The 26,036-nt window shown below is 66.5% G+C and carries 28 protein-coding genes and 1 tRNA gene; 18 read left to right on the plus strand and 11 right to left on the minus strand.

The features are described from left to right. The first annotated feature begins 5 nt into the window (after nt 1-5). The 7 genes from lon (at nt 6) to VHO04_RS11765 (ending at nt 7,744) form a co-directional block, all read left to right on the plus strand. Nucleotides 6-2,402 carry an endopeptidase La gene (gene lon / locus VHO04_RS11735; protein WP_329628456.1) on the plus strand — a complete coding sequence of 799 codons (2,397 nt, stop codon included), beginning with the start codon at nt 6-8 and terminating at the stop codon, nt 2,400-2,402. A 167-nt stretch (nt 2,403-2,569) separates the two neighbouring features. Further along, nucleotides 2,570-2,842, plus strand: coding sequence for an HU family DNA-binding protein (locus VHO04_RS11740; RefSeq protein ID WP_003044445.1), 273 nt, complete (start codon nt 2,570-2,572; stop codon nt 2,840-2,842). Nucleotides 2,843-3,012: 170 nt separating this feature from the next. Beyond that, nucleotides 3,013-3,087 (plus strand) — tRNA-Val (locus tag VHO04_RS11745). Between the two features lie 100 nt (nt 3,088-3,187). Then, nucleotides 3,188-3,493 carry a hypothetical protein gene (locus VHO04_RS11750; RefSeq protein ID WP_257550428.1) on the plus strand — a complete coding sequence of 102 codons (306 nt, stop codon included), beginning with the start codon at nt 3,188-3,190 and terminating at the stop codon, nt 3,491-3,493. 112 nt (nt 3,494-3,605) lie between these two features. After that, on the plus strand, nt 3,606-4,271 hold the full coding sequence (locus tag VHO04_RS11755) for a response regulator transcription factor (RefSeq protein ID WP_106000501.1): 666 nt from the start codon (nt 3,606-3,608) through the stop codon (nt 4,269-4,271). 97 nt (nt 4,272-4,368) lie between these two features. Then, nucleotides 4,369-5,673, plus strand: coding sequence for a HAMP domain-containing sensor histidine kinase (locus VHO04_RS11760; RefSeq protein WP_329628630.1), 1,305 nt, complete (start codon nt 4,369-4,371; stop codon nt 5,671-5,673). A 301-nt stretch (nt 5,674-5,974) separates the two neighbouring features. Further along, complete coding sequence (locus VHO04_RS11765; RefSeq protein ID WP_329628631.1) at nt 5,975-7,744, plus strand: hypothetical protein; 1,770 nt, start codon at nt 5,975-5,977, stop codon at nt 7,742-7,744. A gap of 9 nt (nt 7,745-7,753) precedes the next feature. On the opposite strand, the gene VHO04_RS11770 is transcribed toward VHO04_RS11765, so the two are convergent. Continuing rightward, nucleotides 7,754-8,443, minus strand: a complete 690-nt coding sequence (locus VHO04_RS11770; protein ID WP_329628457.1) for a glutathione S-transferase N-terminal domain-containing protein — start codon at nt 8,441-8,443, stop codon at nt 7,754-7,756. Then, the gene (locus VHO04_RS11775; RefSeq protein ID WP_329628458.1) at nt 8,440-8,727 is read right to left on the minus strand and encodes a chorismate mutase; all 288 of its coding nucleotides are present in this window, start codon (nt 8,725-8,727) and stop codon (nt 8,440-8,442) included. Before VHO04_RS11775 ends, VHO04_RS11770 begins: the two co-directional genes overlap by 4 nt. 104 nt (nt 8,728-8,831) lie before the next feature. Between VHO04_RS11775 and VHO04_RS11780 the strand changes: the two genes are divergently transcribed. From VHO04_RS11780 to VHO04_RS11790, 3 genes are all read left to right on the plus strand, one after another. Further along, complete coding sequence (locus VHO04_RS11780; protein WP_329628459.1) at nt 8,832-9,845, plus strand: polyprenyl synthetase family protein; 1,014 nt, start codon at nt 8,832-8,834, stop codon at nt 9,843-9,845. A gap of 164 nt (nt 9,846-10,009) precedes the next feature. After that, a complete protein-coding gene (gene hrpB, locus VHO04_RS11785; protein WP_329628460.1) occupies nt 10,010-12,478 on the plus strand; it encodes an ATP-dependent helicase HrpB in 2,469 nt (822 codons plus the stop codon). A 67-nt stretch (nt 12,479-12,545) separates the two neighbouring features. After that, nucleotides 12,546-12,824, plus strand: a complete 279-nt coding sequence (locus VHO04_RS11790) for an ETC complex I subunit (protein ID WP_329628461.1) — start codon at nt 12,546-12,548, stop codon at nt 12,822-12,824. A 119-nt stretch (nt 12,825-12,943) separates the two neighbouring features. Here the strand turns inward: VHO04_RS11790 and VHO04_RS11795 are convergent, their stop codons facing one another. The 5 genes from VHO04_RS11795 to VHO04_RS11815 all read right to left on the minus strand — a co-directional run bounded on the left by VHO04_RS11795 (nt 12,944) and on the right by VHO04_RS11815 (nt 14,966). Continuing rightward, the gene (locus VHO04_RS11795; protein ID WP_106000506.1) at nt 12,944-13,159 is read right to left on the minus strand and encodes a DUF4170 domain-containing protein; all 216 of its coding nucleotides are present in this window, start codon (nt 13,157-13,159) and stop codon (nt 12,944-12,946) included. An 81-nt stretch (nt 13,160-13,240) separates the two neighbouring features. Next, entirely contained in the window at nt 13,241-13,612 is a 372-nt protein-coding gene (locus VHO04_RS11800; protein ID WP_297662556.1) for a hypothetical protein, read from the minus strand. After that, the gene (locus VHO04_RS11805; protein WP_329628462.1) at nt 13,596-13,967 is read right to left on the minus strand and encodes a hypothetical protein; all 372 of its coding nucleotides are present in this window, start codon (nt 13,965-13,967) and stop codon (nt 13,596-13,598) included. Before VHO04_RS11805 ends, VHO04_RS11800 begins: the two co-directional genes overlap by 17 nt. Continuing rightward, complete coding sequence (locus VHO04_RS11810) at nt 13,967-14,419, minus strand: phage holin family protein (protein ID WP_329628463.1); 453 nt, start codon at nt 14,417-14,419, stop codon at nt 13,967-13,969. Before VHO04_RS11810 ends, VHO04_RS11805 begins: the two co-directional genes overlap by 1 nt. A 7-nt stretch (nt 14,420-14,426) precedes the next feature. Then, nucleotides 14,427-14,966: a hypothetical protein gene (locus VHO04_RS11815; protein WP_329628464.1), complete on the minus strand. Its 540-nt coding sequence runs from the start codon at nt 14,964-14,966 to the stop codon at nt 14,427-14,429. A 385-nt stretch (nt 14,967-15,351) separates the two neighbouring features. On the opposite strand from VHO04_RS11815, the gene eno reads away from it, so the two are divergent. Beyond that, nucleotides 15,352-16,626, plus strand: a complete 1,275-nt coding sequence (gene eno / locus VHO04_RS11820; RefSeq protein ID WP_329628465.1) for a phosphopyruvate hydratase — start codon at nt 15,352-15,354, stop codon at nt 16,624-16,626. A 12-nt stretch (nt 16,627-16,638) separates the two neighbouring features. Here eno and VHO04_RS11825 read toward each other — a convergent pair whose 3' ends face one another. Beyond that, nucleotides 16,639-17,397, minus strand: a complete 759-nt coding sequence (locus VHO04_RS11825) for a class I SAM-dependent methyltransferase (RefSeq protein ID WP_329628466.1) — start codon at nt 17,395-17,397, stop codon at nt 16,639-16,641. Between the two features lie 88 nt (nt 17,398-17,485). Between VHO04_RS11825 and VHO04_RS11830 the strand changes: the two genes are divergently transcribed. The 7 genes from VHO04_RS11830 to VHO04_RS11860 all read left to right on the plus strand — a co-directional run bounded on the left by VHO04_RS11830 (nt 17,486) and on the right by VHO04_RS11860 (nt 23,246). Continuing rightward, nucleotides 17,486-18,256 (plus strand): helix-turn-helix transcriptional regulator, encoded by a 771-nt coding sequence (locus VHO04_RS11830; RefSeq protein WP_329628467.1) that lies wholly within the window; start codon nt 17,486-17,488, stop codon nt 18,254-18,256. 132 nt (nt 18,257-18,388) lie between these two features. After that, nucleotides 18,389-18,679, plus strand: coding sequence for an FtsB family cell division protein (locus tag VHO04_RS11835; RefSeq protein WP_329628468.1), 291 nt, complete (start codon nt 18,389-18,391; stop codon nt 18,677-18,679). A gap of 173 nt (nt 18,680-18,852) precedes the next feature. After that, nucleotides 18,853-19,923, plus strand: coding sequence for a pyruvate dehydrogenase (acetyl-transferring) E1 component subunit alpha (gene pdhA / locus VHO04_RS11840; RefSeq protein ID WP_257550391.1), 1,071 nt, complete (start codon nt 18,853-18,855; stop codon nt 19,921-19,923). Nucleotide 19,924: 1 nt separating this feature from the next. Beyond that, a complete protein-coding gene (locus tag VHO04_RS11845) occupies nt 19,925-21,322 on the plus strand; it encodes a pyruvate dehydrogenase complex E1 component subunit beta (RefSeq protein ID WP_329628469.1) in 1,398 nt (465 codons plus the stop codon). 133 nt (nt 21,323-21,455) lie between these two features. Continuing rightward, complete coding sequence (locus VHO04_RS11850; RefSeq protein WP_329628470.1) at nt 21,456-22,091, plus strand: hypothetical protein; 636 nt, start codon at nt 21,456-21,458, stop codon at nt 22,089-22,091. Nucleotides 22,092-22,179: 88 nt separating this feature from the next. Then, nucleotides 22,180-22,899 carry a serine O-acetyltransferase gene (gene cysE, locus VHO04_RS11855; RefSeq protein ID WP_329628471.1) on the plus strand — a complete coding sequence of 240 codons (720 nt, stop codon included), beginning with the start codon at nt 22,180-22,182 and terminating at the stop codon, nt 22,897-22,899. Continuing rightward, nucleotides 22,899-23,246, plus strand: coding sequence for a DUF2794 domain-containing protein (locus VHO04_RS11860; RefSeq protein ID WP_329628472.1), 348 nt, complete (start codon nt 22,899-22,901; stop codon nt 23,244-23,246). Before cysE ends, VHO04_RS11860 begins: the two co-directional genes overlap by 1 nt. Here the strand turns inward: VHO04_RS11860 and VHO04_RS11865 are convergent. The 3 genes from VHO04_RS11865 to VHO04_RS11875 all read right to left on the minus strand — a co-directional run bounded on the left by VHO04_RS11865 (nt 23,224) and on the right by VHO04_RS11875 (nt 25,998). After that, entirely contained in the window at nt 23,224-24,297 is a 1,074-nt protein-coding gene (locus tag VHO04_RS11865; protein WP_329628473.1) for a hypothetical protein, read from the minus strand. The genes VHO04_RS11860 and VHO04_RS11865 overlap by 23 nt on opposite strands. An 80-nt stretch (nt 24,298-24,377) precedes the next feature. Beyond that, nucleotides 24,378-25,034, minus strand: a complete 657-nt coding sequence (locus VHO04_RS11870; protein WP_329628474.1) for a DUF4328 domain-containing protein — start codon at nt 25,032-25,034, stop codon at nt 24,378-24,380. A gap of 61 nt (nt 25,035-25,095) precedes the next feature. Beyond that, nucleotides 25,096-25,998, minus strand: coding sequence for an SDR family oxidoreductase (locus VHO04_RS11875; RefSeq protein ID WP_329628475.1), 903 nt, complete (start codon nt 25,996-25,998; stop codon nt 25,096-25,098). Between the last annotated feature and the right edge of the window lie 38 nt (nt 25,999-26,036).

The following is a 26,036-nucleotide window of genomic DNA, read 5'->3' on the forward strand; positions in this document are numbered from 1 at the left end:
CCGTAATGACGCAATCTTTTCCCCTGTTGCCGCTGCGCGATATCGTCGTTTTCCCGCACATGATCGTGCCGCTCTTCGTCGGCCGCGACCGTTCGGTCGCCGCGCTCGAAGCCGCGATGGAAGCCGACAAGGAAATCTTCCTCGTCGCCCAGCTCGATCCGGGCGAGGACGACCCGCAGCGCGACGACCTTTACGACACTGGCGTGATCGCCACCGTGCTGCAGCTTTTGAAGCTGCCCGACGGCACCGTCCGCGTGCTTGTCGAGGGCAAGGAGCGCGCGAAACTGCTGAAGCTGGAAGATGACGGCAAGGCGGTGATGGCAAGCGTCAAGCCGGTCGCCGATGCGATCGACGACAGCGTCGACACCGCCGCGCTGATGCGTTCGGTCGTCGACCAGTTCGAAAGCTATGCCAAGCTCAACAAGAAGATGCCCGCCGAAACCGCGGTGCAGCTGTCGCAGATCGACGACGCCTCGCGCCTTGCCGACTCGGTCGCGGGCAATCTCAACATCAAGGTGTCCGACAAGCAGGCGTTGCTCGTCGAGGATGCGCCCGCGAAGCGGCTCGAAATGGTCTTCGCCTTCATGGAGGGCGAGCTCGGCGTGCTGCAGGTCGAAAAGAAGATTCGCGGCCGCGTGAAGCGGCAGATGGAGAAGAGCCAGCGCGAATATTATCTCAATGAGCAGTTGAAGGCGATCCAGCGCGAACTCGGCAATGACAGCGGTGAGGGCGGCGGCGACCTCGGCGAACTGCAGATCAAGATCGACGGCCTCAAAATGTCGAAGGAGGCCAAGGCCAAGGCGAACGCCGAGCTCAAGAAGCTGCGCGCGATGGCGCCGATGTCGGCCGAGGCGACGGTGGTGCGCAACTATCTCGACACGCTGATCGGCCTGCCGTGGGGCAAGAAGTCGAAGCTCAAGAAGGATATCGCCAAGGCGCAGGCCGTCCTCGACGACGACCATTATGCGCTCGAAAAGGTCAAGGACCGGATCGTCGAATATTTGGCGGTGCAGGCGCGCACCAACAAGCTCAAAGGCCCGATCCTGTGTCTCGTCGGCCCTCCGGGCGTCGGCAAGACCTCGCTCGGCCGCAGCATCGCGAAAGCCACGGGCCGCGAATTCGTGCGCCAGTCGCTCGGCGGCGTGCGCGACGAGGCCGAGATTCGCGGTCACCGCCGTACTTACATCGGCTCGCTGCCGGGCAAGATCGTGACCAACCTCAAGAAGGCCGGCACGATGAACCCGCTGTTCCTGCTCGACGAGATCGACAAGCTGGGCCAGGATTTCCGCGGCGATCCGGCGTCGGCGCTGCTCGAAGTGCTCGATCCCGAACAGAATGCGAAGTTTCAGGACCATTATCTGGAGGTCGATGTCGATCTTTCGGACATCATGTTCGTTACCACCGCGAATTCGCTGAACCTGCCGCAGCCCTTGCTCGACCGCATGGAGATCATCCGCCTCGAAGGTTACACCGAGGACGAGAAGGTCGAGATCGCGAAGCGTCACCTGATCGCGAAGCAGATCGAGGCGCACGGACTGAAGCCGCATGAGTTCGAGCTGACCGACGAAGGGCTGCGCGACCTCATCCGCTATTATACCCGCGAGGCGGGCGTCCGCACGCTTGAGCGCGAGATTGCGCGGCTGGCGCGCAAGGCGCTGCGCAAGATTCTGGAGGGCAAGGCGGAGAGCGTCGTCGTCACCCCGGACAATCTGTCGGAGTTCGCGGGCGTGCGGAAATTCCGCCACGGCGTCTCGGACGGCGAGGATCAGGTCGGCGCGGTCACCGGCCTCGCCTGGACCGAGGTCGGCGGCGAACTGCTGACGATCGAGGCGGTCACCGCGTCAGGCAAGGGGCAGGTTCGCACCACCGGCAAGCTGGGCGAAGTGATGACCGAGTCGGTGCAGGCCGCGCTGTCCTTCGTGAAGGCGCGCGCGCCGGCCTATGGCATCAAGCCCAGCCTGTTCGCGCGCAAGGATATCCATATCCATCTGCCCGAGGGCGCGGTGCCGAAGGACGGCCCGTCGGCGGGTGTCGGCATGGTCACCGCGATGGTGTCGACGCTCACCGGGATCGCGGTGCGCAAGGATGTCGCGATGACCGGCGAAGTCACGTTGCGCGGCCGCGTGCTCGCGATCGGCGGCCTCAAGGAAAAGCTGCTCGCGGCGCTGCGCGGCGGGATCACGACCGTCCTCATTCCCGAAGAGAATGAAAAGGATCTGGTTGAAATTCCGGCAAACATCACGGCGAAGCTCAAGATCATTCCGGTGAGCCACGTCGACCAGGTGCTGGCCGAGGCGCTGGTCTCACCGGTCGAGCCGATCGAGTGGACCGAAGCCGATGAGCTTGCCGCGTCGCCCCCGATCGTGGCCGGCGGCGATCCCGACAGGGCGATTCGCCACTGATCGACCGACGATGGGCCTCATTTCATCCTGATTCGTCGCAAAATTGGCGTTTTGGAGCGGTTTTCTGCGATTTTTGCTTTGACAACCCGATGTGAAACATCGTTAGTGGCGCGCCATGGCTTCGGGCCATGAATCATTCTATCCACCTATGCAGGGGTTCCTTAGGCATGAACAAACAAGACCTGATCGCCGCCGTCGCTGACTCGAGCGGCCTCACCAAGGGCGATGCGAGCAAGGCGGTCGAAGCCGTGTTCGATTCGATCACCGGCGCGCTCAAGAAGGGCGGCGAAGTCCGTCTCGTCGGCTTCGGCACTTTCGCGGTCAGCAAGCGCAAGGCGTCGACCGGCCGCAACCCGCGCACCGGCGAAACGATGACCATCGCGGCGTCGAACCAGCCGAAGTTCAAGGCCGGCAAGGCCCTCAAGGATGCCGTCAACTAAGTTGACCGCGCCTTTGGGTGACATCATTTCGGGCCGTGGCGCAAGCCGCGGCCCGATTTGATTCCGGGCGATCCCGCACGATCGATGTCGAATGGGCGTTGCATTACCTGCGCGAGCGGCTATGGACGGCCGGCTTTCGGAAGCCGTCGGCTTTTCGGTCGGCATGGAATGGGCGCGTAGCTCAGCGGTAGAGCACACCCTTCACACGGGTGGGGTCACAGGTTCAATCCCTGTCGCGCCCACCATTCCCCCGACCCGACCCGACCGGCGCGGCGCAGAGGCCGAATATCGGCTGACCGCTTCATTCATCGCTTATTCAATGCGTTCGCATTAGAAGCACGGGCCATGATCCGCACCCTGTTCCTCTCGCTCGCTTCCGTCCTGCTCCTTGCCGCTTCGCCCGCGTCGGCGCGCGTCGAGCGCGATCAGGACAATATGCGCGACGCCGCGGCGCAGGGGCAGGTCATTCCGCTCAACCGGCTGGTGGCGGAAGTGAAGGCGCGGCCGCCCTACAACGGCATGACCTATCTCGGCGGGCCGCAGTTCGACTCCAGCCGGATGATCTATGCGCTCAAATTCATGGACGGCTCGCAGGTCGTCATCGTCTATGTCGACGCCCGCACCGGCCGGATCGTCGGCCGCAAACCCTGACACCCCTTTACCGAACGAGGACCGCAACGACATTTTGCGATGATCGTTCGGACTTGATACACAGTCGTGACACGGCGGCCGGAATGCCGGTGCGCAAAGGAAAGGCGCCTGAATGCGGATTTTGATTGTCGAGGACGAGCCCACGCTGGGCCCGCAGCTCAAGGCTACGCTGGAAGGTGCCGGTTACGCCGTCGACCTCGCGACCGATGGCGAGGACGGCCATTTCCTCGGCTCGACCGAAAATTACGACGCGGCGATCCTCGACCTCGGGCTTCCCGAGATCGACGGGCTGACGGTGCTCGACCGCTGGCGGCGCGAGAAGCGCAACTTCCCCGTGCTCGTCCTCACCGCGCGCGATAGCTGGTCGGACAAGGTCGCGGGGCTCGACGCGGGCGCCGACGATTATCTGGCGAAGCCGTTCCAGACCGAGGAACTGATCGCCCGCCTGCGCGCGCTGATCCGCCGCGCCTCGGGCAATGCGTCGAGCGAGTTGATCGCGGGCAAGGTCCGCCTCGACACCCGCTCGGGCCGCGTGACGCTCGATGGCGAGCCGGTCAAGCTGACCGCGCAGGAATATAAGCTGCTGTCCTATCTGCTCCATCACAAGGGCAAGGTCGTGTCGCGCACCGAGCTGATCGAGCATATCTACGATCAGGATTTCGACCGCGATTCGAACACGATCGAGGTGTTCGTGACGCGCATCCGCAAGAAGCTGGGCGCCGACATCATCACCACGATCCGCGGCCTCGGCTACCAGCTCGACGATCCGCAGGGCTGATCCGCGCGTGGCGGACGCCGCCCCGGCCGCCGTGACCGAAACGCCGCCGCGGCCCGCGGCGCTGACCAGCCGCGTCACCGGCAGCCTTGCGCGGCGCATGATCGCGATCGCGGCGATCTGGATTTCGGTGCTGCTGATCGGCGGCGGCTTCGCGCTCGACCGGGTGCTGACCGGGGCGATCACGCGCAATTTCGATTCGAGCCTCGAATATGTATTGATCGCGATGATCCGCTCGTCCGAAATCGGCCCCGACGGCGAGGTGCGGCTGATCGAGCCGCTCGGCGATCAGCGTTTTCTCGAGCCCTATAGCGGTCTGTATTGGCAGATCAGCGGTGCAGGGCAGGAGCCTTATCGCTCGCGTTCCTTATGGGAGCGCACGTTGCGGCCGCCGCGCGAGCATGTCGATACGGCGCTCCACACCTATAACAGCAATCAGTTTCCCGACGAGGAACTGCGCGTCCTCGAACGCAACGTCATCCTGCCGGGCAGCAAGACCAACTGGCGCTTCCAGATCGCCCAGTCACGCGACGCGCTCGACCTTCAGGTCCGCGCGGTGCGCGCGACGCTGATCCCCAGCCTGGCGCTGCTCGGCCTCGGGCTGATCATCCTCGCGGCGCTCCAGACTTTCTATGGCCTGCTGCCGCTGCGCCATATCCGCCGCGCGATCGCGGCGATGCGCGGCGGGCAGAACCGCCGCGTCACCGCGCCGCTGCCACTCGAGGTGCAGCCGATGGTCGACGAACTCAACGCGCTGCTCGCGCATAATGAAAAACAGGCCGAGGAAGCGCGGCTGCACGCGGGCAATCTCGCCCATGCGCTCAAGACGCCGCTGACCGTGCTGGTAAACAGCGCGACCGGCTCCGACAGCGACCTCGCGAACACGGTGCGGCGCGAGGCGGCGACGATGCAGCGGCAGGTCGAGCATCATCTCGCGCGCGCGCGCGCGGTCGGCCGCCGCGGCGCGGCGCAGGCGCGCGCCAATGTCCGCGAGAGCGTCGACAGCGTCTCGCGCGCGGTTGGACTGCTCTATCCCGATGTCCGCCTCGACGCGGCAGGCGACCGCACCTTGGTCGCGCGGCTGGAGCGGCAGGACCTCGACGAGTTGATTGGAAATCTTCTCGAAAATGCGGCCAAATATGGCGGTGGCAGCGTCTTCGTCACGATCCAGCGCGACGGCAATATGGCCGAGATATTGGTCGAGGACGATGGCGCGGGTATCTCGCCCGCCGATCGCGAGCGGGTGATCGACCGCGGCGTGCGGCTCGACAGCGGCAAGCCGGGAACCGGGCTGGGGCTCGCGATCGTCCGCGATGTGGCAGAGATTTACGGCGGCAGCATCGCGCTGGAAGAGAGCGAGGATCTGGGCGGGCTGCTCGTGCGGCTCAGGCTGCCGGCGGGATAGGCGGCTTTGGGGTGGGGAGCGGCCGTAGTCTCCTCTCCCCTTGAGGAAGCTTGGAGAGGGGGACGACGCCAGCGGACGCAAAACCCCCTCTCAACTTCGGCTAGGCAGCAAGCTGCCAAGCCTTCGTATCTCTCCCTCAAGGGGAGAGAGTAGGATCCTTACCCACGTCCGCAATCGCTCGTTTCAGGACATTTTCCGTCCCGGTTATCGCAACCGAAATCATCGCGCTTTGGATGAACTGGTCTCCATGCTACCTTCCCCGCGCTGTTTGTGGTTCACCTTTGGGGAAGGGGGAATTATGATGCACGGGGCCTTCAAATTAGCCGCGATCTTCGGGATCGGGTTTTCGCTTTCAAGCTCTACGACCTTGCCTGTTTTTTCGGCCGCGGCGCTGGAGGCTCTCGATCCCAGCCGTCTTGCCACCCTGCTCTGTGGGGCGGAAAAGGCAGGGTCCACCTTGGCTCGCGAGCTTCTGATCGCCTCGGCGTTCGCGGCGCCGGCAAGCGAGGCGGGGCCGATTCCGCTTTTCGCCGATCTCGCCGCATCGCCGTTTCCCGTTTCGACCCGCGATCCGCAGGCGCGGCGCTATTTCAGCCAGGGGCTGCTTCTGACCTATGGCTTCAACCACGCGGGCGCGGTGCGCTCGTTCCGCGAGGCGCAGCGGCTCGACCCGAAATGCGCCATGTGCTGGTGGGGCGAAGCGGTGGCGCTCGGCCCGAACATCAACGCGCCGATGGACGACCGCGACCATGCGGCGGCGCTCGACGCGATGGACCGGGCGATGGCGCTGCGCGACGGGGCATCTTCCATGGAACGGGCGCTGATCGAGGCCGTCGCGCATCGCTATTCGCGCGATCCGGGGGCGGATCGCGCGGCGCTGGACATGGCCTATGCCGACGCGATGCTCGATGTCGCGCGCCGCTTTCCGGGTGACGACGATGTCGCTGTACTCGCCGCCGAAGCCGCGATGGACACCAGTCCGTGGAATTATTGGGAGAGCGACAAGAAGACGCCGGTGGGTCGCAGCGGCGAAGCGGTGCGGCTGATCGAAACGGTGCTGGGCCGCAACCCCGCGCATGTTCAAGCGAACCATCTCTATATTCACCTGATGGAAGCGAGCGATCCGCAGCGTGCCGAGGCCGCCGCGGACCGGCTGTCGAACCCGCGTGCGCCGAGCGCGGCGCATCTCGTGCACATGCCGGGGCATATCTATCAGCTGCGCGGGCGCCACGCCGATTCGATCCGGGTGAATGTCGCGGCGGCACGCGCCGACGAAGCCTTCATTCGCAGCGCCGGCGATCATGGCCTCGTCCGCTACGGCTATTATCCGCACAATATCCACTTCATCGTGACGTCGGCGCAGATGGCCGGCGACATGCCGACCGCGATCCGCGAGGCGCAGCGGCTCGGCACGGTGCTCGACCCCACGACGTCGGAACGGATCGCGTGGATCCAGTCGATCGACGCGGCGCCCTATCTGGCGATGGCGCAATTTGCCGAACCGAAAGCGATATTGGCGATGACAGCGCCCGATACGCGCCTCGCTTACCCGACCGCGATGCGCCATTATGCCCGCGGCATCGCTTATGCCCGCCTCCGCGATCGTGCCGGTTTCGATCGCGAACTGGCGGCGATGGCGCGGCTCAGAACATCGGACGCCATGAAGGGCATGATCGATCAGGGCGTGCCGGCCGACGATCTGGTGGCGCTCGCCGAACTGGTCGCGCGCGGCCGTTTTGCCGCGGCCGAGCGGCGCCATGACGAGGCGATCGCCTTCTATCGGCAGGCGATCGCGATCGAGGGGCGGATTCCCTATCAGGAGCCCGCTTACTGGTATTATCCGGTCCGGCAGTCGCTGGGTGCGGCGCTGTTTCAGGCGGGGCGTTATGCCGATGCCAGCGAGGCGTTTCGCGGCGCGCTGACGCAGACGCCGAACAATGGCTGGGCGTTGTACGGGCTAAGCCGCAGCGAGGCCAGGCAGGGGAACAAGCTGGAAGCCGCGGCGGCCGACAGGGCGCTGTCGAAGGCCTGGCTCGGCGACGCGCGCTGGCTCCGGATGGATCGGCTGTAGCTCTCTGCGTCAGGCGGCGCAGACCTCCAGTCCGCGCTGCACGGCGGGCCGCGCCAGCCCGCGGTCGAGCCACGCCTGGACGTTCTTGAACCGTTCGAACCCGACGATCTCCGCCGCGTCGTAAAAGCCGATCAGGTTGCGCACCCAGCCGAGCAGCGAGATGTCGGCGATGCTGTAATCCGCGTCCATGATCCAGGTGCGCCCGGCGAGCCGGCCGTCGAGAACGCCGAGCAGCCGTGCCGATTCCGCCGCGTAGCGGTCGCGCGGGCGCTTGTCTTCATAGTCGCGCCCGGCGAATTTGTGGAAGAAGCCGAGCTGGCCGAACATCGGCCCGGCGCCGCCCATCTGCCACATTAGCCACTGGATCGCCTCGTAGCGCTGGCCGGCATCCTCAGGAAGGAACTGCCCCGTCTTGTCGGCGAGATAGATCAGGATCGCGCCCGATTCGAACAGCGCCAGCGGTTTGCCGCCGGGGCCGTCGGGGTCGTAGATCGCGGGAATCTTGCCGTTCGGGTTGAGCGACAGGAAAGCGGGGTCGTGGCTTTCGTTCGCCCCGATGTCGATGCGGTGCGCCTCATAAGGCAGGCCGCATTCCTCCAGCATGATGCTGACCTTGACGCCGTTCGGCGTCGGCAGGCCGAAAAGCTGGAGCCGGTCGGGGTGCCGGGCCGGCCATTTGGCGAAGATCGGATGGGTCATGCCTCGCTCTCCCTTTTGGCTTGCTCGTGGTGGCGGATCACTTCGTCGATGATGAAGCGCAGGAATTTTTCGGTGAAATCGGGGTCGAGATCGGCGTCGCGGGCCAGGCTGCGCAGCCGCTCGACCTGCCGCGCCTCACGGTCGGGGTCGGCGGGGGGCAGATCGATCCGCGCCTTGAGCTCGCCGACCGCCTTCGTCACCTTGAACCGCTCCGCCAGCATATAGACCAGCGCCGCGTCGATATTGTCGATGCTCTGGCGGTAACGGCTGAGTTGATCGTCCATGCGCGGCTCCTCCTATGCCCGGCCCGCTTGGCACCGGGCGGGGGACCAAGGCAAGCCGAAAGTCGTTGCAAATTTGCAGGCGCACGGCCAAGGCGGCGCTTGTCATGACTGCGGACATCCACTTGCTCCACGGCGACCGGCCGCCCTCGCTCGACCCGATGATGGCGCTCGTCGCCGCCGATATGAACGAGGTGAATGCGGTCATTCTCGACCGCATGCAGTCCGAAGTGCCGCTGATCCCCGAGCTTGCGGGGCATCTGATCGCGGGCGGGGGCAAGCGGATGCGGCCGATGCTGACGCTCGCCTGCGGCAAGCTGCTCGACTATCCGGGCCATCGCCATTGCAAGCTCGCCGCCGCGGTCGAGTTCATCCATACCGCAACCCTGCTCCACGACGATGTTGTCGATGGGTCGGACCTGCGCCGCGGCCGCAAGACCGCGAACATCATCTGGGGCAACAGCGCCTCGGTGCTGGTCGGCGACTTCCTGTTCAGCCGCGCTTTCGAGGTGATGGTCGAGGACGGGTCGCTGAAGGTGCTGAAGATTCTCTCGCGCGCCTCGGCGGTGATCGCCGAGGGCGAGGTCAACCAGCTTTCGGCGCAGCGCCGGATCGAAACGAGCGAGGACCAGTATCTCGCGATCATCAACGCCAAGACCGCCGAGCTGTTCGCCGCCGCATGCAAGATCGCCGCGGTCGTCGCCGAGCGCGACGACGCGACCGAAGCCGCGCTCGACGCCTATGGCCGCAACCTCGGAATCGCCTTCCAGCTCGTCGACGATGCGATCGACTATGTGTCGGACGCGGAGACGATGGGGAAGGGGGTCGGCGATGACTTTCGCGACGGCAAGGTTACGCTGCCCGTCATCCTCGCCTATGCGCGCGGCAGCGCCGAGGAGCGCGAGTTCTGGAAGCAGGCGATTGTCGGCCACCGCACGTCGGACGCGGACCTTGCCCATGCGAAAAGCCTGCTGCTCAAGCACGACACGATCGCCGACACGTTGGCGCGGGCGCGCCATTACGGCCAGCGCGCGGTCGATGCGATCGGCGGTTTTCGCGCGAGCCAGGCGAAGAACGCGCTGACCGAAGCGGTCGCCTTCGCGGTCGCGCGCGCTTATTAGGCTTTTTCACCCATTTCTCATATGCATGTTCCCCCGCGAAGGCGGGGGTCCATCTCCGGCCGGTGCAAGGTGGAACCGGCAGAAGATGGGTCCCCGCCTTCGCGGGGACACGGGTTGGAATATCGCAAGGTTGGCGTTGTGATGATGAGGCCAGTAACGCGCCCATGAAAAAAATTCCGCTCCCCATCGATGCGGTGCTGCCCGACATCATGGCGGCGCTGCTGCTGAAGCCCAATGCCGTCGTCGTCGCACCGCCGGGGGCGGGCAAGACGACGCGGGTCGCGCCCGCGCTGCTGGGTCAGCCGTGGTGCAAGGGTTCGGTGTGGCTGCTGTCGCCGCGCCGGCTTGCGGCGCGCGCGGCGGCCGAGCGGATCGCCGAGGAGATGGGCGAGGTGGTCGGCGGGCGCGTCGGCTATGCCACCCGGCTCGACAGCAAGCAGTCGGCGGCGACGCGGCTGCTGGTGATGACGCCGGGGCTGTTCCGCAACCGCATCCTCGCCGACCCTGAACTCGCGGGCGTGTCGGCGGTGCTGTTCGACGAGGTGCACGAACGCAGCCTCGACGGCGATTTCGCGCTCGCGCTGGCGATCGACGCGCAACAGGGGCTGCGCGACGACCTGCGTCTCGTCGCCATGTCGGCGACGCTCGACGGCGCGCGCTTCGGGGCGCTGCTCGGCGATGCGCCGGTGGTGAGGAGCGAGGGCAAGAGCTGGCCGCTTGATCTCCGCCATGCGAGCCGCCGCTCCGAGGATCGACTGGAAGCGAGCGTGCTCATGGCGGTGCGGCAGGCGATGGCCGATGAAGGGGAGGGTGACATGCTCACCTTCCTGCCCGGCGCCGCCGACATCGAGCGCGCGGCGGCGGCGGTCGAGGCGGCAGGGCTGCCGCTCGTCGTCCACCGGCTGCACGGGCAGATCGACCCGGCGGCGCAGCGCAAAGCGCTTGTCCGCGATCCCGATGGTGGGCGCAAGCTGATCCTCGCCACCAGTATCGCCGAGACGAGCCTGACCATCGAAGGCGTGCGGATCGTCATCGACGCGGGATTGTCGCGGCGCCCGCGCTTCGACAAGGCCGCGGGAATCGCGCGGCTCGTCACCGAGCGCGCAAGCCAGGCATCGGCGACCCAGCGCGCGGGCCGCGCGGCGCGGCAGGGGCCGGGGGTCGCCTATCGCTTGTGGGAAGCCGCGGCGACGGCGGGAATGCCGCCCTTCGACCCGCCCGAAATCCACGAGAACGACCTGATGCCGGTCGTGCTCGACTGCGCGAGCTGGGGCATCGTCGATCCGCGCCAACTGGGCTGGCTCGACCCGCCGTCGCCCGCCGCCGTCGCCGAAGCCAAGGCGCGGCTTCAGGCGATCGGTGCGCTCGGCGACGACGGGCGGATCGCCGCGCATGGCAAGGCGCTCGCGGCGATTCCGCTGCCGGTGCCGCTCGCGCATATGCTGCTCGACGCCGCGCGCGCGGGGGAGGCGGATATGGCGGCAAAGCTCGCGGTCCTGCTGACCGAGCCGGGGCTCGGCGGACGCGGGGTCGATGTCGAGGCGCGGCTTTCGCGCTGGCGGGGCCTGAAGGGTGACCGTGCCGAAGGCGCGTGGCGGCTCGCGCGGCGGCTGGCGGGGCTTGGCGAACGGCTGGCGGCGAATGCGGGCGCGCTCGACGAGCGGTCGGTCGGCGGCTGGATCGCGACCGCGTGGCCCGATCGCGTCGCGCGCCAGCGCGCGGGACAGCGCGGCGACTATCTGAGCGCGGGCGGCCGCGCGTACAAGCTCGATCCGCTCGATCCGCTGGCCAACAGCGAATGGCTCGCCATCGCCGATGCGCAGGGGCACGCGGCGGGCGTCCGTATTCTCGGCGCGGCGGCGATTACGCTCGCGGAGGTTGAGGCGATTTTCGCCGATCAGATCGTCAGCCGCTCGGCGAGCCGCTACGATGCGGACAGCGACCGCGTCGATCACCGCCGCGAGCGTCGCCTCGGCGCGATCGCGCTGACGAGCGGGCAGGCGGGACGGACCGAAGGCGCCGAGGATGATGTCGCGGTACGCCTCGCGGCGGTGCGCGAGAAGGGGCTCGGGTTGATCGGCTGGGGGCCGGTGTCGCAGGCGCTGCGCCAGCGCGCGTCGTTCGCGGGGCTCGACACGCTGTCGGCGCCCGCGCTCGCCGACAGCCTCGACATCTGGCTCGCGCCCTTGCTGGAGAATACGCGCGGGCTGCGCGATATCGGCGACCAGCGGCTCGCCGACGCGCTGTCGGGGCTGCTCGACTGGCCCGCGCGGCAATTGCTCGAAAAGCTCGCTCCCGCCGATTATGCGACCCCCGCGGGCAGCCGCCATGCGATCGACTATGGTGCCGACGGCGGGCCGACGGTCAGCGTGCGCGTGCAGGAGATGTTCGGGCTCGCGCGGCACCCGGCAATCGGCGATCCGCCGGTGCCGCTCGTCCTCGCGCTGACCTCGCCCGCACACCGCCCGATCCAGACGAGCCGCGACATCGCCAGCTTCTGGACCGGAAGCTGGTCCGAGGTCGCGAAGGAGATGCGCGGACGCTATCCCAAGCATAGCTGGCCCGATGACCCGGCGACCGCGCGGCCGACTTTGCTCACCAAGGCGGCGCAGGCGCGGCGCGATGGGCAATAGGCCTCTTTTCGTGGACGTAGCTTGGCGCTAAGGCGGCGGCAGAGTCACCCTGTCAGGACGAGTGTCGATGAAAGCGCGTATCTTCCAGAAACCCAAGAATGCGATGCAGTCGGGCCGTGCCGGCACGCAGCGCTGGATGCTGGAATATGCGCCCGCCGAGACACGCAAGGCCGATCCGCTGATGGGCTGGGCGGGCAGCGGCGACACGCGGCGCCAGCTTCGCCTGGGCTTTGCGACCCGCGACGAGGCAGTCGCCTATGCCGAGAAGAACGGCATCGAGGTCGAGATCGCGCCGACGCCGGTCCGGACGCTGAAGATTCAGGCCTACGCCGACAATTTCCGCTGAGTTCTGATTAATCGTCATTGCGAGGAGCCGAAGGCGACGCGGCAATCTCCAGCTATCGTCCTTGCGCAAGGACGATAGCTGGAGATTGCTTCGCTGCGCTCGCAATGACGAGGTTGGTATTATTCCGCGTCCGGCTGCAACAGCTTGTGCAGGTGGACGACGACATATTTCATTTCGGCATCGTCGACGGTGCGCTGGGCTGCGCTGCGCCACGCCTTTTCGGCGGATTTATAATCGGGGAACAGGCCGACGACGTCGAGCGCGTTCAGGTCGACGAAATCGAGGCCCTGCGGATCGCTGACGCGTCCGCCGAACACGAGGTGCAATTTGCTCATGGCTAGCTTTCCTTGCGGGTTAGCGCTGGGGAGGGGAGGATGGGCGCCCCTACCAGCGCTTTGCCGCTACGGCAAGTCGGCTCATTCCTCGTCGTCGGCGCGATCCCTGCGAACCGATTTCGGCAGCAGCGAACCGAGCAGCGCGCCGATCGCGACGGCCCCCGCGACGAGCGCCAGCGGCTGCTTCTCGGCCGCCGTCTTGAGCTTGCTGTTCGCGCGTTTTGCCTGCGCCTTGCCCTTTGCATAAGCCTCGCCAGCGGCTTCGCGCGCGGCATCGGCCTGTTCGCCTGCTTTCGCGGCAAGCTCGCTCGTCGCGGCGCGGGCGCGGCCATAGCCGTCCTGGATGCGCGCCTTCGCCGCCTCGGCAGTCGCGCGTGCATTTTCGGCGGTTTTCTCCGCAAGTTCACTCGCTTTCGCGCGGGCGTCGTTGGCGGTTTCACTCAGCGGCTTCATCGTCTTCCTCCAGATATGGCTCGGCCGCGTCGGGCCGGAATTTGTCCAGGACGGCGTCGGCCAGATCCTGCGCCTTCTGCGCCAGCTTCGGCACATGGTCCTTGATCGGTTCGCGAAACAGCCATGCCACGCCCGCCACCGCGGCGAGCGCGATCGGCAGGCGATTGTCGCGAAATTCCTGCCGCACGATATGTGCGGCATCGTCGACCTTCTCGCCCACGCGATATTTCCCGCGATCGAGGAGCGCCTTTGGCTTGAACGCCGCCTTGGCGACGTCGAGCCGCCGGCGCAGTTCGGCGCGCTGAAGCATCGAACGGCGCGCGGCGTTGATCAGGCGGTTGCGCGTCCCCGGCATCAGTCGTCGCCCCTTTCGCTGGTCAGGTCGCGCCGCAGTGCGGTGCGGATGTCGCCATAGCTGCGCTGCGCGCGCCACCCCGCGAAGGCGGCGATGGCGAGCAGGACGCCGACGACGATCAGCGTCGCGAGCAGCGGGCCGATGCGCGGGGCGAGCACCAGGATCGCTCCGAAAGCGAGTGCGAGCATCGCGATACCCAGCGCCGAGGCCGCGATCGCGCCCCACGCCGCGGTCCAGCTTGCGCCGTGCAGCGCCAGCTCGCTGCGCGCTTCGAGCAGGGCCAGTTCGGCCTTCGCCGTCGCCGAGAGATTGTCGATGACGTCATCGACGATCTTCTCGAGCGGCACCGGCGGCGGCGCGACGGGCCGTCCGTCGGGCGCATAGCCGTGGCTGACGCCGTCGAAGCTGCGCGGCCCGGAAGCGGGCGGGAGGTTGGGGTCGGAGGACGGCAAGCGGCTGTCAGTCGTTCGAGCCGCCCTTGAGCATCCGCGCCAGCACGAAGCCGATCACCGCCGCAGCCCCGACCGCGACCGCCGGATTCTTCTTGACCATGTCCTTGGTCGAGGCGGCGAGCTCGTCGAGATCCTTCTTGTCGAGCGTCGTGGCGAGGCCGGCGACGGTTGAGGCGGCCGAACGGGCATAGTCGCCATATTGCTTGCCGAACTTGCTGTCGACGGTGCCGGCGCTGTCCTCGAGCATCCGGGCGAGGCTGCCGACGGCTTCGGCGGCCTTGTCCTTGCCTTTGGTCGCGGCGTCGCGGGCCTTGGCCGATGCCTGGTTCTTCAGCGTCGTCGCCTCTTCCTTCAGCGACGCGGCCTTCTTCGACGCTTCCGACTTGATCGTGTCGCGCGTCGCCGCGAGCTGATCGCGGATCGGATGATCCTTGGCCGTCGCCTTCGCGGCGGCGGGCTTGCGCGCGGGCGCGGCCTTGGTTGCGGCGGCTTTCGCGGGCGCTTTGGGCGTGGCTTTCTTGGCGGCGGGAGTGGCGGCTTTGGCCATGGGGCACTATCCTCTTCTTTTATCGAGCCTCGTGCCGTCAGGGGAGCGCCGGTCGTGAGCCCTTTTTGGTCCTGTCCAGATATATAGCAAGGCACGCCCAATGGTTCCATAGCTTCGCAAAATTCGGTGGTGACGTGGTTTGATTTTCAAGGGCGCAATCACCTCTTCGTCACCCCGGACTTGATCCGGGGTCCCGCTCAGCGGCGGTGACAAGCGGGACCCCGGATCAAGTCCGGGGTGACGGGGAACAGCATCACTTCCAGCTTTTCAAATTACGTCGCCCCCCAAAATTCCTATGCGGTGGTTGCACTAGCGGCACGGCGCCGATAACAGGCGGGCGCTTTCTCCAATGCCCCGCCGTGCGGGCTTCAGCAGGACGACCTCCATGACCGCCATCATCGACATCCACGGCCGCGAAATCCTCGACAGCCGGGGCAATCCTACCGTCGAAGTCGATGTGCTGCTCGAAGACGGCAGCTTCGGCCGCGCCGCGGTGCCCTCGGGTGCCTCGACCGGCGCGCACGAGGCGGTCGAGCTTCGCGACGGCGATACGGCGCGCTATCTCGGCAAGGGCGTGACCAAGGCGGTCGCGGCGGTGAACGGCGAGATCGCCGAGGCGCTGATCGGCCTCGATGCCGAGGATCAGCGCGAGCTCGACATGGCGATGATCGACCTCGACGGCACGGCGAACAAGGGCCGTCTCGGCGCCAATGCGATCCTCGGCGTCAGCCTCGCCGCCGCAAAAGCAGCAGCGGATGCGCGCGGCCTGCCGCTCTACCGCTATGTCGGCGGCGTCTCGGCGCGCACCTTGCCGGTGCCGATGATGAACATCATCAACGGCGGCGAACATGCCGACAATCCGATCGACGTGCAGGAATTCATGATCATGCCCGTCGGCGCTGGCAGCATTGCCGACGCGGTGCGCTGGGGCAGCGAGATTTTCCACACGCTGAAGAAGGGTCTCGCGCAAAAGGGGCTGTCGACCTCGGTCGGCGACGAAGGCGGCTTTGCCCCGAACCTCGCCTCGACGCGCGACGCGCTCGATTTCATCGCGGCCTCGGTCGAGCAGGCGGGCTTCAAGCTCGGCAGCGACGTCGTGCTCGCGCTCGATTGCGCCGCGACCGAATTCTTCCGGAACGGCAAATATGAGATCAGCGGCGAGAGCCTGTCGCTGAGCCCCGAACAGATGGCCGACTATCTTGCCGCGCTGGTCAAGGATTACCCGATCAAGTCGATCGAGGACGGGATGAGCGAGGATGATTTCGCGGGCTGGAAGGCGCTGACCGACCTGATCGGCGACAAGTGTCAGCTCGTCGGCGACGACCTGTTCGTCACCAATCCGCTGCGGCTGGAGGAAGGCATCAAAACCGGTCTCGCCAACTCGCTGCTCGTCAAGGTCAACCAGATCGGCACGCTCAGTGAAACGCTCGACGCGGTCGATATGGCGCACCGCGCGCGCTACACCGCCGTCATGTCGCACCGTTCGGGCGAGACCGAGGATTCGACGATCGCCGACCTCGCGGTCGCGACGAACTGCGGCCAGATCAAGACCGGCAGCCTTGCGCGCTCGGACCGGCTCGCCAAATACAACCAGCTCATCCGTATCGAGGAGGAACTGGGCGATATGGCGCGCTATCCGGGGATGGCGATTTTCGGCTGATCGGCTCGCGGGCTATTCGGCCTCGAACAGCGCCACGTCGATCGTGAAGGAGCCATCGCGCTCGATCGCATAATGCGCCGTGACATCGCGGCTCGCGGCCTGCTGGAGCGCGCGGATGGCGTCCGCCTGCACCGGCGGGGTCCGCATTCTTGCGGTCCAGCCGGCGAAATCCATGCGCAGTCGCGACCGCGTCAGGGCCCGGATCGAGAAACCGGCCCGCGCGAGCATGGCGGCCCATTCCGCGACGGCATAATCGCGGACGTGCGAAGGATCGCGCAGCACCTCGACCGCCTGCAAATGGGTGTCGAGCGCTGCGCCGCCGGGGGCGACGACGTCGGCGAAAATGGCCGGCGCGCCATCGGCCAGAACGCGCCGCGCCTCGCGCAGTCCGGCTTCGGCGTCGCGCCAATGATGTGTCGAAAAGCGGCAGGCGAGGAAATCGAAGCTGCCGTCGGCGAAGGGCAGGGCCTCGGCCGCCGCCGCCGCGACCGCGATATTGCCGAGGTCGCGCCGGCCGGCTTCGGCGGTGACCGCGGCCAGCATGTCGGGCGAGAGATCGCACGCGACCACCTCTTCGGCATGGGGCGCCAGCGCATAGGCGACATGGCCGCCGCCCGCGCCCAGGTCGAGCGCGCGGCGGGGACGCGCGCTCGCCGCGCGCTCGCCGATGCGGACCAGGTCGGCGCCCGCCGCGTGGACGCTGCTGGCGACATAGGCGTTGGCGGTGGGGCCGAACTGATCCTGGACGATCTGGTCGTGGTGGGCGGTCATGCGTATTTTCTCCAACGGGTTTCGCCGCGATGATCGCTGTAAATTACCCTGTTACAATAGAGATAATTATCCTGTTATAAATTGATTCATGCAGACGGACGAACAACGCAGGCTGCTCGGCGCCTTCGTGCGCGCCCGGCGCGAATCGATGGCGCCGGCGGGGGCGTCGCGCCGCCGCCGGACGCCGGGCCTGCGCCGCGAGGAACTGGCCGACCTTGCCGGGATCGGGACGACATGGGTGGCATGGATCGAGCAGGGGCGCGACGTCCGTGCTTCGGCGCCGACGCTGGCCCGCCTCGCCGTCGCGCTGCGCCTGTCCCGCGCCGAGCGCGATTATATGTTCGCGCTCGCCGACCGGCGCGACCCCGACCTGACCCCCGCCTTTCCGGCGGAGGCCGCGCCGCCCGCGCTGGCGGCGGCGGTCGAGGCGCTGCCCTGGCCGGCCTATGGTCTCGACCCCGCCTGGCACGTCTGCTGCGCAAACGCTGCGGCGCGCGCCCTGTTCGTCGGCCTGTTCGACGGCGAGACCCAGCCCAATCTGCTCCATTACATGTTTCTTCATCCCGCCGCGCGCGCGCTGCTTCCCGACTGGCACGCGCGCGCCGAGCGCCTTTTGTCGGAGTTCCGCCACGATTATGGCCGGTCGCTGGCCGATCCGCGCGTGCGCGCTGTCGTCGAACGACTGCGAGCCGACAGCACGGAGTTCGCGTCGTTATGGGAGCGGCAGGCGATCCTGGCGCACGAGGGCGGTGCGCGGGGTTTCGACCATCCCGCGGGGGGACCACTGAATTTCTTCCAGTTCACGCTCGCCGACGTGGAGCGCGGCGATTTCCGGCTGGTCTTCCTGCGACCGGCCTGACGGATGCTGGCGCATTGAGGAAAAGCCGGGAGCGGAGGCCTTTTCCTTTCAACGCGGTTTGATGCCTTGACGCCGTGAATCAACTCTGATTCAAGGGCCGAAATGACGCAGCGCCATAAATTCCGCAAATCGATGAATCGGGCCATTGGTCCCGCGGTGGCGCTGATCGCGGTGCTGGCGATGATCGGCTATGCGATCTTCGGGCCGACGGGGCTTTATGCCTGGGGCGACTACAGCCAGTCGGTCGAGAAAAAGCGCGTCGTGCTGAACCAACTCGCCAAGAAGCAGGGCGAATTGCAGAACCGGGTCAATCTGCTCGACCGGCGCCGCGTCGATCCCGATCTTGCCGACGAATATGTGCGCGAGAAGCTGGGGGTCATGCATCCAGACGAGATCGCCATTCCGATGGACGACAAGGAATAGGGCGCTTTCCGCCTCTCCTCTTCAGAGGAGGGGCTTCTTTCCCAGCCCCCGATTGCAGAAAATGCATACGTAACGCCGGGCCCTCTGCCCGCCCAAGCGGGCGTTGCCAAGCGGGGCGTCGCTCTCCTATAGGAGGCCTTGCCGTAACGGCTAATCGCAAGAGGAAATCCGCCTTGGCCAAAGAACCCGCGCGTAAGACTGCCGCGCCGAAAAAATCCGCTTCCACCCCAGCGCCCGCCACCAACCGCGAGCAGCCGAGCGAGCCCGCTCCCTATCAGGCGACGCCCGAGGAGCTTGAGAAATTCTATCGCGAGATGCTGCTCATCCGCCGCTTCGAGGAAAAGGCCGGGCAGCTCTATGGCCTCGGCCTGATCGGTGGCTTCTGCCACCTCTATATCGGTCAGGAAGCGGTTGCGGTCGGGCTCCAGTCGGCGCTCGACGGCGACAAGGACAGCGTGATCACCGGCTATCGCGACCACGGTCACATGCTCGCCTACGGCATCGACCCCAAGGTGATCATGGCCGAACTCACCGGCCGCGCCGCGGGCATTTCGCGCGGCAAGGGCGGCTCGATGCACATGTTCAGCGTCGAGCATAAATTCTATGGCGGCCACGGCATCGTCGGCGCGCAGGTGTCGCTCGGCACCGGCCTCGCCTTCGCCCACAAATATCGCGGCGACGGCGGCGTCGCCATGGCCTATTTCGGCGACGGTGCCGCGAACCAGGGGCAGGTGTACGAAAGCTTCAACATGGCCGAGCTCTGGAAGCTGCCGATCATCTTCGTGATCGAGAACAACCAGTACGCCATGGGCACGTCGGTCAACCGTTCGTCGGCCGAGGACCAGCTCTATCGCCGCGGCGAAAGCTTCCGCATTCCCGGAATGCAGGTCGACGGCATGGACGTGCTCGCGGTGCGCGGCGCGGCCGAGGCGGCGCTCGAATGGGTGCGCGCGGGCAAGGGGCCGATCCTGCTCGAACTCAAAACCTATCGCTATCGCGGCCATTCGATGTCCGACCCTGCCAAATATCGCAGCCGCGAGGAAGTGCAGGCGGTGCGCGACAAGAGCGATGCGATCGAGCATCTCAAGAAGCTGATGCTCGACGCCGGGATCACCGAGGACAAGGTCAAGGATATCGACAAGGAAATCCGCCAGATCGTGAGCGACGCGGCCGACTTCGCCGAAAGCGCGCCCGAACCCGAACTTCACGAACTTTATACCGACGTGCTGGTGGAGCAATATTGAGATGGCGATCGAACTGAAGATGCCGGCGCTGTCGCCGACGATGGAAGAGGGCACGCTCGCCAAGTGGCTCGTCAAGGAAGGCGACACGGTCAAGTCGGGCGACATCCTCGCTGAGATCGAGACCGACAAGGCGACGATGGAATATGAAGCGATCGACGAAGGCACGATCGCGTCGATCCTGGTTCCAGAAGGCACCGACAATGTGAAGGTCGGCACCGTGATCGCGACGATCGCGGGCGAGGGGGAAGAGGCGGCGCCTGCGCCTGCGCCCGCCAAGGACGTCGCCCCAGCGGAAGCTGGGGCCGCCAGCGAGAGCGAGCCGACACCAGCGGCCCCAGCTTCCGCTGGGGCGACGGTCAAGGCGCCCGCACCCGCCGTGCGCGCCGCCGATCCGTCGATCCCCGAGGGTACGGCGACGGTGAAGCTCACCGTCCGCGAGGCGCTCCGCGATGCGATGGCCGAGGAAATGCGCGCCGACGACCGCATCTTCGTGATGGGCGAGGAGGTCGCCGAATATCAGGGCGCCTACAAGGTCACGCAGGGGCTGCTCGACGAGTTCGGCGCGCGCCGCGTCATCGATACGCCGATCACCGAATATGGCTTTGCCGGGCTCGGCACCGGCGCGGCGATGGGCGGCCTCAAGCCGATCATCGAGTTCATGACCTTCAATTTCGCGATGCAGGCGATCGACCACATCATCAACTCGGCCGCGAAGACCAATTATATGTCGGGCGGCCAGATGCGCTGCCCGATCGTGTTCCGCGGGCCGAATGGCGCCGCGTCGCGCGTCGCGGCGCAGCACAGCCAGAACTACGCCCCCTGGTATGCGAGCGTCCCCGGCCTGATCGTGATCGCGCCCTATGACGCTGCCGATGCCAAGGGCCTGCTCAAGGCCGCGATCCGCAGCGAGGACCCGGTCGTCTTCCTTGAGAACGAGCTTCTCTATGGCCGCAGCTTCGACGTTCCCGACGTCGCCGACTATGTCCTGCCGATCGGCAAGGCCCGGGTGATGCGCGAAGGCAAGGATGTGACGATCGTCAGCTATTCGATCGGCGTCGGGCTCGCGCTCGAAGCCGCCGATGCGCTGGCGGGCGAGGGGATCGAGGCGGAGGTGATCGACCTGCGCACGATCCGTCCGCTCGACATCGCGACGGTGCTCGCCAGCCTTAAGAAGACCAACCGGCTCGTTGTCGTCGAGGAGGGCTGGCCGACCTGCTCGATCGCCAGCGAGCTCGCGATGGTCGCGATGGAGCAGGGCTTCGACGATCTCGACGCCCCGGTGGTGCGCGTCTGCAACGAGGATGTGCCGCTGCCCTATGCCGACAATCTCGAAAAGGCGGCGCTGGTCGATACGCCGCGGGTGATCGCGGCGGTGAAGGCGATCACCAACCGGGGATAACACCTCGTCATGGCGAGGAGCGACGCGACGAAGCCATCTCCAGCTATCGGCATACGGGTCGCGGGCTGGAGATTGCTTCCCCCGGCTTTCGCCGGGGTCGCAATGACGGTGATGGGATGATACCGCGCTGCGCATGAACGGCGACGCCGAATCCGAAGCCAGTCCTTACCCCGACATCCGCGACCCGCGCGTGATGGTGGCGGTGCCGCGCGAGCGGCGGCCGGCGATCGCAGCGCTGTGGGCGCTTGCCGAGCGGCTGACCAAGCTGCTCCGCGATGCGCGCGAGCCGATGATCGGGCAGATCAAGCTCGCCTGGTGGCGCGACATGTTGGCGATGCTCGCGAGCGATCCCGGCGAATTACCGAAGGGCGAGCCGCTGCTCGCCGAATTGCAGGTGACGTGGGCAGGGCAGGGCGGGCTCGATGCGCTTGTCGATGCTGCCGAGGCGATGCTGCTTGCCGAAAACGAAACGGAACGGTGCGACGCGGCGGCGGGGTTCGGCGAAGCGCTGTTCCGCCTCTCGGGCGGCGCTGGCGGCGCGCGCTGGGGATTGCTGTGGGGCGCGGGGCTTCAGCGAGGCGAAGCGGAGGCGCGGCAACTTTTCGCCGATGCCTGCGACCGGCCCGCGCCGCCGCGCGCATCCTTCCGGGGAAACAAGGCCCTGCTGATGCTCGATCGCTGGGCCGCCGCGATCGCTGCGCGCGATGGCGAACGGCGCTGGCGGAGCGAGGAATTGCGGCTGCTGCGGATCGGCCTTTTCGGGCGCTGAGCGACAAAAGCACGCGCGGGGGTGGAAATGCCGCCGCCGAACATCTATCTTGCGCGGTACAGAAATAGGGTCGCAGGGGACAGACGCGATGTTCAACGGGCTGATCGCCTATCTGGATTCGATCAAGGCGCGCGATCCCGCGCCGCGGACGCGCTGGGAAATCCTGCTCTATCCGGGGCTGCTCGCGGTCGGGATGCACCGCATCGCGCACTGGCTGTTCGAGGCGGACCTGTTCTTTCTCGCGCGCTTCGTCAATCATCTGTCGCGCTGGCTGACCGGGATCGACATCCATCCGGGCGCGCAGATCGGACGGCACCTGTTCATCGATCACGGCTTTGGCGTGGTGATCGGCGAGACCGCCGAGATCGGCGATAATGTCTCCATCTATCAGGACGTGACGCTGGGCGGCACCGATCCCGCCAACGGCGTCGGCGGCAAGCGCCACCCGACCTTGTGCGACGATGTGATCGTCGGATCGGGCGCGCAGATTCTCGGCCCCGTCACCGTCCATGCGCGGGCGCGCGTCGGCGCCAATGCGGTGGTGACCAAGGACGTGCCCGAAGGTGCGGTGATGGTCGGCATCCCGGCCCGCTCGACCTTGCTCGACGCAAGCGAATATGCGCGCGAGTTCGTGCCCTATGGCACGCCGTGCTGCGAGACCTTCGATCCCGCCACACAGAAACTCGAACTGCTGCAATGCCAGCTTGAGCAGATGCAGAAGCAGATCGCGATGCTGGTCGCGGAGCGCGATGCGCTCAAAGCGGAAGCCGACGCGCCGCAGCGCAAGGGGAGTCGGAAAAGCGCCTGATGGGAACGGTGACGCCTCTGCCGTTCAGCAATCGGGCGGCACCGCAGCAGACCGGTTTCGAGCGCACTGAATTGATGCGCATCCTCGACCTCTATGGCCGTATGGTCGCGGCGGGGCATTGGCGCGACTATGCGATGGATTTCCACCGCGATGCCGCGATCTTCTCGGCCTTTCGCCGCGCCGCCGAGCGTCCCGAATATCGCATAGAAAAACGCCCCGCCTTGCGGAGCCGGCAGGGCATGTGGGCCCTTGTCTCCGAAGCCGGGGCGATATTGAAGCGCGGGGACGAGCTTGCGGGCGTGCTCGCCCCCGTCGAGCGCAAGCTTATGAAGCTGGTCGGGGACTGATCGAACGGATCGTCGCCGGCAACTGGTTCGCCAGATTGTCGGGAAGCAGGCTCACCACCGCGGCCCGGGCATTCTGCCAGAAGGCGGAAAGCAGCAGCAGCGCCGACCCGATCACGAACGCCGTCAGCGCGACGTTGAGTTCGACCGCGCCGAAAGTGCGGAACAGCTGCGTCATCGCGAACAATACATAGGCGAGCGCCGAGACGAGCAGCGCGCGGCGGTCGATCGCAAGCGCGATCAGCCCGAACAGGATATAGATACCGACGACGAGCACCGCCGCGCCGCTGCCGATATCATCGCCGCGCGTCACACCGAGCAGGTGAAAGACCGGGTGGGCGATCATCGGCGCGGCGAGCAGGTGGAGCCAGAAAGCGACGTCGCTGCGGCGCGTCTGGCGCACCCGGTCGCTGCGATCCCACCACATGGCGAGCGTGAAGACGCCGAGGCCGGCGATGAGCACGAGGATCATCGGCAGCGTGCCGTCGGGGCTGGGCACGCCGGTGGCGGCCAGCACGAGCGCCACCGCGGTCGCGGCGAGCGCGGCGGTTCCGGCGGCGACGGTGATCGGCACCATGAAGCGTTTCCAGTGGAACCAGGTCGCGCCCGCCGTTACGGCGGCGATGACACCGATCAGCGCCGCGCCGGTCGCCTCGTCGAGCCGTGGGCCGAAGATCGCTTCGCCATGCTTGAACAGAAAGCCGATCATCGTTGCGCAGACCCCGGCCGAAAAGGCGAGGACGAGGACGATGCTCGGCAGCGCCATACGGCGTTTGCGCGTGAAATATTCGGCGAGACCCCACGCCGATGCGGCAACGAAAGCGCCGGCGAGGGCGGGGTGGATCGATTCGCCGATCCAGCCGACCGCGACGAGCAGGATCACCGCGGCGATGCTGACGAAGATGTCGTTGAAACCTGTGATGAGGCGGAAGGATTCCTCGTCCGCTCCGGGGGCTTCGCGCACCGACGCGATATGCGACCGAGAGGCCTGCGCGGCCTCCGGCGTCAGCACTTTCGCATCGACCGCGGCTTGCAGGTCGCTTTCACTATACATCGGGGTCGTCCTTCCTGGATCCGATCCCCTTGCCCCATGGGGCTTTTAGCAAAACTGTGTTAGTGTTGCAATACGATATATCACGCAAAAATATGGGCGGCGTTGAGCCGCGCACGCTGCGCTTCGGTGATCCGGCCCACCAGCCGATAGGCGGCGGGATACAGCACCAGACTGACGGCCGACGCGACGAGACCCACCTGTTGCCCCATCAGGAGCGATTCCGACGAAGACGGGTTGAAGGTCATGCGGAAGGATATGTTGGAGGCGATATTGGAGGCTATCCAGCAACCCCACCATAGCGCGAGCAGGCCCTCTGCGTGGTCGAGCCGTTCGCCTTGTTCGCCATGGCTCGCGTTCCAGATCTGGCGCATCGCCGAGAAGGGTTTGAACAGGTTGGCGAAGGGAATGAAATACCAGCCCACGGCCCATCCGGGCGTGTAGGCGAAGCCCGCGACGTCGGCGGCGACGACGTTGGCGGCCGCGCGATATATCCACATGGCGAAAAAGACGGTTGTGACAAGCGTGAGCACGCCGTCGGCCATCCCGACGATGGCGTAGAGCCCCGATGCACCGGTCAGTTCGACGCTTTCATCGAGCGACACATATCCCAGAAGCTCGGCGATTTGCCCCGCGAGAACCGCGGCGATCACCACGAATCCGCCGGCCAGCAGAAATTTGACGATCTTCGCGCGCCGCTGAAGCAGATCGATGCCGTCGGCCAAGCTCATTTCGGCCATGTATTCCCCCGTTCCGGGGGCGCCGCCCCGGCGCCCCCTTCGGAAGGATGGAATATCAGGCTCAGCCCAGGGCCTGCAATGCCTTCATCACCGCCATCGACTGCTCGGCGCCCGATTGCGGGACAGTCTCGCCATTGCGGTCGATGATCTTGTCCCACGCGGCGGCGACGCCTTCGGGGGTGCGCTCACCCTCGGGCAGCGCGATGCCGGGGGTCATGGTCACATAGGCGGCGTGGAAGGCGCCGGCGCCGGCGCCGACGATCATGTTCGTCGGCGCATCCTCGCTGACCAGATAGAGCGCGGCGGGGACGACATTCTCCGGCGTGAACTTCTCGAACAGTTCGGGCGGGAAGATGTCCTCGGTCATGCGGGTGCCCGCGACCGGCGCGATCGTGTTGCAGCGGATGTTGTATTTCGCGCCTTCGAGATGGAGCGTCTTGGTGAGGCCCGCGAGCCCGAGCTTCGCCGCGCCGTAATTGGCCTGGCCGAAATTGCCGTAGAGGCCGGTCGACGAGGCGGTCATCAGGATGCGGCCATAGGCCTGCTCGCGCATGATGTCCCACGCCGCCTTGGTGACGTTGGCGCTGCCGAGCAGGTGGACCTGCACGACGAGGTCGAAGTCGGCGGGCTCCATCTTGGCGAAGCTCTTGTCGCGCAGGATGCCGGCGTTGTTGATCAAAATGTCGACGCTGCCCCACTCGGCCTTCGCCTTGGCGACCATTTCGGCCATATGGTCATATTCGGTGACGCTGCCGCCGTTCGACATGGCGGTGCCGCCCGCGGCGCGGATTTCCTCGACGACCTGGAGCGCGGCATCCGAATGGCCGGTGCCGTCGCGCGCGCCGCCGAGGTCGTTGACCACGACCTTCGCACCGCGCCGCGCGAGTTCGAGCGCATAGGCGCGGCCGAGCCCGCCGCCCGCGCCGGTCACGATGGCAACACGTCCGTCAAATTTGATCGTCATGATGATCTCCCGAAAGGGCCGCCGAAAAGGTTGCCCGT

Source organism: Sphingopyxis sp. (genome assembly GCF_036261875.1).
GTDB lineage: Bacteria > Pseudomonadota > Alphaproteobacteria > Sphingomonadales > Sphingomonadaceae > Sphingopyxis.

Excerpts from the sequence above, each read along its gene's own strand:
- lon (WP_329628456.1), top strand. The coding sequence starts at position 6 with ATGACGCAATCTTTTCCCCTGTTGCCGCTGCGCGATATCGTCGTTTTC.
- VHO04_RS11740 (WP_003044445.1), top strand. The coding sequence starts at position 2,570 with ATGAACAAACAAGACCTGATCGCCGCCGTCGCTGACTCGAGCGGCCTC.
- VHO04_RS11750 (WP_257550428.1), top strand. The coding sequence starts at position 3,188 with ATGATCCGCACCCTGTTCCTCTCGCTCGCTTCCGTCCTGCTCCTTGCC.
- VHO04_RS11755 (WP_106000501.1), top strand. The coding sequence starts at position 3,606 with ATGCGGATTTTGATTGTCGAGGACGAGCCCACGCTGGGCCCGCAGCTC.
- VHO04_RS11760 (WP_329628630.1), top strand. The coding sequence starts at position 4,369 with ATGATCGCGATCGCGGCGATCTGGATTTCGGTGCTGCTGATCGGCGGC.
- VHO04_RS11765 (WP_329628631.1), top strand. The coding sequence starts at position 5,975 with ATGCACGGGGCCTTCAAATTAGCCGCGATCTTCGGGATCGGGTTTTCG.
- VHO04_RS11770 (WP_329628457.1), bottom strand. The coding sequence starts at position 8,443 with ATGACCCATCCGATCTTCGCCAAATGGCCGGCCCGGCACCCCGACCGG.
- VHO04_RS11775 (WP_329628458.1), bottom strand. The coding sequence starts at position 8,727 with ATGGACGATCAACTCAGCCGTTACCGCCAGAGCATCGACAATATCGAC.
- VHO04_RS11780 (WP_329628459.1), top strand. The coding sequence starts at position 8,832 with ATGACTGCGGACATCCACTTGCTCCACGGCGACCGGCCGCCCTCGCTC.
- hrpB (WP_329628460.1), top strand. The coding sequence starts at position 10,010 with ATGAAAAAAATTCCGCTCCCCATCGATGCGGTGCTGCCCGACATCATG.
- VHO04_RS11790 (WP_329628461.1), top strand. The coding sequence starts at position 12,546 with ATGAAAGCGCGTATCTTCCAGAAACCCAAGAATGCGATGCAGTCGGGC.
- VHO04_RS11795 (WP_106000506.1), bottom strand. The coding sequence starts at position 13,159 with ATGAGCAAATTGCACCTCGTGTTCGGCGGACGCGTCAGCGATCCGCAG.
- VHO04_RS11800 (WP_297662556.1), bottom strand. The coding sequence starts at position 13,612 with ATGAAGCCGCTGAGTGAAACCGCCAACGACGCCCGCGCGAAAGCGAGT.
- VHO04_RS11805 (WP_329628462.1), bottom strand. The coding sequence starts at position 13,967 with ATGCCGGGGACGCGCAACCGCCTGATCAACGCCGCGCGCCGTTCGATG.
- VHO04_RS11815 (WP_329628464.1), bottom strand. The coding sequence starts at position 14,966 with ATGGCCAAAGCCGCCACTCCCGCCGCCAAGAAAGCCACGCCCAAAGCG.
- eno (WP_329628465.1), top strand. The coding sequence starts at position 15,352 with ATGACCGCCATCATCGACATCCACGGCCGCGAAATCCTCGACAGCCGG.
- VHO04_RS11825 (WP_329628466.1), bottom strand. The coding sequence starts at position 17,397 with ATGACCGCCCACCACGACCAGATCGTCCAGGATCAGTTCGGCCCCACC.
- VHO04_RS11830 (WP_329628467.1), top strand. The coding sequence starts at position 17,486 with ATGCAGACGGACGAACAACGCAGGCTGCTCGGCGCCTTCGTGCGCGCC.
- VHO04_RS11835 (WP_329628468.1), top strand. The coding sequence starts at position 18,389 with ATGAATCGGGCCATTGGTCCCGCGGTGGCGCTGATCGCGGTGCTGGCG.
- VHO04_RS11845 (WP_329628469.1), top strand. The coding sequence starts at position 19,925 with ATGGCGATCGAACTGAAGATGCCGGCGCTGTCGCCGACGATGGAAGAG.
- VHO04_RS11850 (WP_329628470.1), top strand. The coding sequence starts at position 21,456 with ATGAACGGCGACGCCGAATCCGAAGCCAGTCCTTACCCCGACATCCGC.
- cysE (WP_329628471.1), top strand. The coding sequence starts at position 22,180 with ATGTTCAACGGGCTGATCGCCTATCTGGATTCGATCAAGGCGCGCGAT.
- VHO04_RS11860 (WP_329628472.1), top strand. The coding sequence starts at position 22,899 with ATGGGAACGGTGACGCCTCTGCCGTTCAGCAATCGGGCGGCACCGCAG.
- VHO04_RS11865 (WP_329628473.1), bottom strand. The coding sequence starts at position 24,297 with ATGTATAGTGAAAGCGACCTGCAAGCCGCGGTCGATGCGAAAGTGCTG.
- VHO04_RS11870 (WP_329628474.1), bottom strand. The coding sequence starts at position 25,034 with ATGGCCGAAATGAGCTTGGCCGACGGCATCGATCTGCTTCAGCGGCGC.
- VHO04_RS11875 (WP_329628475.1), bottom strand. The coding sequence starts at position 25,998 with ATGACGATCAAATTTGACGGACGTGTTGCCATCGTGACCGGCGCGGGC.